Origin of the sequence: Pontibacter rugosus (assembly GCF_042678745.1) — a bacterium.
In the GTDB taxonomy this organism is placed as follows: domain Bacteria; phylum Bacteroidota; class Bacteroidia; order Cytophagales; family Hymenobacteraceae; genus Pontibacter; species Pontibacter rugosus.
In genome coordinates, this window is sequence record NZ_JBHTLD010000349.1 from 1 (window position 1) to 2,962 (window position 2,962).

The window sequence follows — 2,962 nt, forward strand, 5'->3', positions numbered from 1 at the left end:
GTGAAGTCATTCATGGTAAGAAAGGAGTAGAGTTTGGTCTCTTTATCCTTTAACATACCTGGATGGCTTCATCGTTTATAATCGCAACTTGAGTTATGTATTATAAGTTCATCAATATTCAAAAACTAAAAATAGTTGGGTTTCTGGTTCTGTGCCTTCTGCAGCTTACAGGACAAAACGTATTGGCGCAGGTAAGGCTTCCGCAACTGGTAAGCGATGGAATGGTGCTGCAGCGTGACACCAAAACGAATGTATGGGGATGGGCAGCGGCCGGCGAAAAAGTTACGGTGAGCTTCAGAGGGAAATCTTACAAGGCTGTTGCCGATGCCAACGGGAAGTGGGCTATCGCGTTAGCGCCTATGAAAGCCGGTGGTCCTTATAACATGGATATCAAGGCCAGCAACCAGATAACGGTCAAAGATATACTGCTGGGGGATGTATACTTCGTTTCCGGACAATCGAACATGGTACATCAAATGTCGCTTCATAATATTACGTATGCAGATGACATTGCCAATGCTAATTACCCGCAGATAAGGCACTTCTGGATTCCTACCACAACTGCTTTGGAAGCACCAGCGAAGGATCTGCCTCCGGGAGCCTGGAAGTCTGCTAACCCGCAGGATGTAAATAATTTCTCAGCGGTTGCCTATTTCTTTGCCCGAAAGCTATATGATAAGTATAAAGTTCCGATTGGCTTGATAAACGCAAGTGTGGGAGGCACCCCGATTGAAGCCTGGATGAGCAAAGAGGGGCTTAAAGAGTTTCCGGCGACACTTGCTAACGTAGATCGAAACAGCGACACGAGCTACGTAAACAGTATAAAGCGCCGCGCACAGGCAATAGCCAACGCTAATCAACAAAAGGTGGAGCAGGATAAAGGGCTGACGGAGGCCGTAAAGTGGTATGAGCCATCTTATGAGCTAAAAGGCTGGCGGACAATCAATATTCCCGGTTATTGGGAAGATCAGGGTATTAAAGACCTGAATGGTGTGGTATGGTACCGGCGCGAAATAGAGGTGCCAGAGTCTATGGCAGGCGTGCCTGCAAAGGTGCATTTGGGCCGTATTGTTGATGCGGATGTTCTATACATAAACGGAAAACAGGTAGGCAACACAACTTACCAGTATCCGCAGCGAAGATACAGCTTGCCGGCTGGCGTTTTAAAGCCCGGGAAAAACCTTTTCGTGATCAGGGTGACAAACCAAGGAGGGAAAGGAGGCTTTGTTCCGGATAAGCCATATTACATTGAGGTTAATAATCAGGTACTGGATTTAAAAGGCTATTGGCAATACAAGGTGGGTGAAGTATACCGTCCGGTTAGCGGCAGCGAGGCTTTTGCGGGCTTTAACGCACAAAACCAACCTACTGCCTTGTATAATGCAATGGTTGCGCCTGCAACTGATTATACGTTGAAAGGTATACTTTGGTACCAAGGTGAAAGTAACGCAGGCAATCCGGCAGAGTATAAAAAGCTCCTGCCAGCCATGATAAGCGATTGGCGGAGTAAGTGGCAGCAGGGCAACCTTCCGTTTATGTATGTGCAGCTCCCCAACTTTATGGAAGTAAATTATTTGCCTTCTGAGAGTAACTGGGCGCTGATGCGCGAGGCCGCCCTCCAAACCTTATCTGTGCCTAACACCGCCATGGCAGTGACAATTGAGTTAGGAGAATGGAACGACATCCATCCTGATAATAAAAAGGATGTAGGAGAAAGACTAGCATTGGCCGCTCAAAAGCTGGTTTACGGAGAAAAGAAAGTTGTCTCGTCTGGCCCGATTTTTCAATCAGCGAAAATAGAGGGAGATAAAATTCTTGTAAGCTTCACGAACGTGGGAAGCGGGCTAGCCTCTAATGATGGAGAAGCGCTAAGGTGGTTCTCGATAGCCGGGGCAGACAAGAAGTTTGTATGGGCAAAAGCTCGTGTGGTGGGTGATAAGGTAGAAGTATGGAGCGAAGAGGTCCCGGACCCAAAATATGTGCGCTATGCCTGGGCAGATAACCCGGATGGAGCTAATCTGTACAACAAAGAAGGATTACCGGCTTCTCCGTTCCGCACCGATCAATAAAAATACACCTCCTGCAGAAGCAGCCTGCTAGGAAACCTTTAGAGAGCCGTGGCCTGAGGCGGGAAGACAGCAAGACCTGGTATTCATTTAGCAGCAGCCCGGCACAAGTAATACTTACCTGTGCCGGGCTGCTGCTGCCTAAACGGACAATAAAGCATTGCAACCTCAGTTAACCTGCAAGTAGTTATATACTTTGGCTCGCAAAATGCGCTTCGCTGTATTTTTTTAGATTAGACATGCGTATATATAATGGGCTGTGTGAAATTGTAAGCGTGTTTGCCTTCTGCACCCTCTTTTAGTCATATGCTTTATCGGCAGCCTGTCTGATTACCTCATCCAATTGTCTGCTACTCTCCACAACCATCTCACAAATGTTTTTTAGGTTCTGGTCCAGCTCCATTCTCTCCAAAACCTTAGTAAGACCCATAATATTTGCCAAAGGCTTTCTGATAACGTGAGACTGGTAAAAGACTATTTCACGAAGTACATTTTGTTTTTGGCTGATCAGCGACTGAGCGTTTTTAAGCTGATCATGGTAATCCATGTAATCCGTGATATCATGGCCAAGGCAAAAGATTCCTTCTGGGTTGCCTTGCTCATCAAACATCGCTTTATATTCCCACTGAGTGATTACAAAACCGCCTCTTCCGTCATGCTTGCGGATAGTAGCAGGAAAAGTGCTCTCAGGATTGGAGAAGCATTTAAACGACACTTCTTCGCAAATTCGGACATCGTCAGGGTGTATTGTAATCTCATACCTCTCCCCCACAATAGGCCCGTGTATGCGCTCAAAGGTTCTTCTGTAACAGTTGTTTACATAGGTATACTTCCCCTCCATATTAGTAGTAATAATATAATAGAAGGTTGAGTTATCTAGTAGTGCCTTGGTTTCC

General features: G+C 46.2%; 2 protein-coding genes. One reads left to right on the forward strand and one right to left on the reverse strand.

Features of this window, described 5'->3' with window-relative positions; genetic code table 11:
• The first annotated feature begins 95 nt into the window (after window positions 1–95).
• On the forward strand, window positions 96–2,069 hold the full coding sequence (locus tag ACFQ2O_RS20965) for a sialate O-acetylesterase (RefSeq protein WP_377532724.1): 1,974 nt from the start codon (window positions 96–98) through the stop codon (window positions 2,067–2,069).
• 295 nt (window positions 2,070–2,364) lie between these two features.
• On the opposite strand, the gene ACFQ2O_RS20970 is transcribed toward ACFQ2O_RS20965, so the two are convergent.
• On the reverse strand, window positions 2,365–2,962 hold a 598-nt coding region (locus tag ACFQ2O_RS20970), incomplete at its 5' end, for a PAS domain-containing protein (protein WP_377532726.1).

Bases quoted from the DNA above. Each gene is read 5' to 3' on its own strand.
- ACFQ2O_RS20965 (WP_377532724.1), top strand. From the start codon at position 96: ATGTATTATAAGTTCATCAATATTCAAAAACTAAAAATAGTTGGGTTT.